A 1,680-nucleotide genomic window follows, 5' to 3' on the forward strand; every position below is an offset into this window, starting at 1 on the left:
CGGATGGCGAAGAGCTCGCAACCGTCGTGCTCAAAACGGGCTCGACCGTCGAACGCGGAGCCGGGATGAGTGCAGACTCCCCAGTCCCGCCCCAGCTCCCCGCTCAGTGCGACCCAGAACCGGCAGCCGCCGCATTGCGCGTTGTACCAGTCGTCCCGGTATCCGGGCTGGTGAGTGGGCCTGTTCTGCTCCTGCGACCAGCGCTTGTGACAGGCGTCGTTGTGTTCGCGGTCATCACCTGTCCACCCTCGGCCGGGCACGGCGTGGTCCGCGCTCACGTCGCCGGAAGCTGGTACGACAGCACGTATGCGTCAGCCGCCATCACGGTGTCGCAGACCTCCACGGCTCGCCCCTCGGTATCGAAGGCGGTCCGGATGAGGTGGATGACGGGCACGCCGGAGGCCAGTCGGAGGGTCTTCACCTCGGCCGGCGAGGGCATCCGGGCGCGGATCTCCTCCTCGAAGTGGTCGAGGCGGTGGCCGAGTTCTTCGAGGCGGGCGTAGATGCCGCCGGGGCCGGGGTTCGGCTCGGCGATCTGGGTGCCGCGGGCGATGTCGAGTGGCAGGTAGGAGGTGGCGAACTCGACCGGCCGCCCGTCGAGGAGGTAGCGGCGGCGCCGGGCGAGGACGCGCCGTACGGAGCCGAGCCGGGTGGAGATGTCCTGGCTGGCCTTCTCTTCCTTGACCTCAAGGCTGTCGACCTGGGGGTGACTGCCGACCGTGTCGGCTTCGACGATGAAGGCGGACTTGCCCTGCTCGCGGTGGCGCCGCGCGAAGCGGTCGGAGGCGAGGCGCCGCACGGGCGGCCGGGGCCGTACGAAGACGCCCTTGCCGTGCTCTGCGTGCACGAGGCCTTCCCCCTGGAGGATGGAGAAGGAGTTTCGGACCGTCATACGGGATACCCCGTAATGCTCGACAAGCTCTGCTTCCGAGGGCAGCTTCTCGCCTTCCCTGAATCGCCCACGGTCGATGGCCTCACGCAACTGATCGGCGATCTGACGGAAGACCGCACGATCACTCGTGGGATCGAGATCACCGAGAAGGCCCGAAGAAAGAGGGCTCACGTGTACTCCTTTAGGTATCTAGACGAGTGGGCGAGTCTTGTTGCTACGGTGGAGAGCCTAGTCAGCCGAGAGGGCCGAGGAACGTGAGCATGGACCGTCCGCACTCCGTGAGCGTCGCTGGAGTGATCGTCGACGCCCAGAACCGCGCCCTCCTGATCCAGCGCCGCGACAACGGCAAGTGGGAACCCCCGGGCGGCGTCCTCGAACGCGAGGAGACCATCCCCGAGGCCCTCCAGCGCGAAGTCCTCGAAGAGACCGGCATCAAGATCGCACTTCCCGCGACCCTGACCGGCGTCTACAAGAACATGACGGGCCTGATCGTCTCCCTGGTCTTCCGCTGCCAGGCCGCCGACGGCACGCCCACCACCGGCGACGAAACCCGCGCCCTGCGCTGGGCCACCCGCGAAGAAGTCTCCGAACTCTCCGACGAGGCGTACGCGATCCGCGTCCTGGACGCACTCGACGCGACGTCCCCGCCGGCCATCCGCGCCCACGACGGCGTGAAACTCGTCTAGCCCGAACCCGCTGCACATGGCGGCCTACCAGCACGAAGGAACTTGTATGCACGAGTATACGAGTGAGACCCGGGTCTGGGGGCTCACTTGCCCAGGATTTCC

The 1,680-nt window shown here is 67.4% G+C and carries 3 protein-coding genes; 1 reads left to right on the top strand and 2 read right to left on the bottom strand.

What is annotated here, in order from left to right; all coding sequences use genetic code 11:
• The coding region (locus ACFUO4_RS45675) for a DUF3027 domain-containing protein (RefSeq protein WP_383497258.1) at positions 1–278 on the bottom strand (278 nt) is incomplete at its 3' end.
• A complete protein-coding gene (locus tag ACFUO4_RS45680) occupies positions 275–1,063 on the bottom strand; it encodes a GntR family transcriptional regulator (protein WP_079305975.1) in 789 nt (262 codons plus the stop codon). The genes ACFUO4_RS45680 and ACFUO4_RS45675, both read right to left, overlap by 4 nt.
• Positions 1,064–1,170: 107 nt before the next feature.
• Between ACFUO4_RS45680 and ACFUO4_RS45685 the strand changes: the two genes are divergently transcribed.
• Complete coding sequence (locus ACFUO4_RS45685) at positions 1,171–1,578, top strand: NUDIX hydrolase (RefSeq protein ID WP_383497261.1); 408 nt, start codon at positions 1,171–1,173, stop codon at positions 1,576–1,578.
• Positions 1,579–1,680 lie beyond the last annotated feature (102 nt).

Origin of the sequence: Streptomyces sp. NPDC057280 (assembly GCF_042668605.1) — a bacterium.
Classification (GTDB): domain Bacteria; phylum Actinomycetota; class Actinomycetes; order Streptomycetales; family Streptomycetaceae; genus Streptomyces.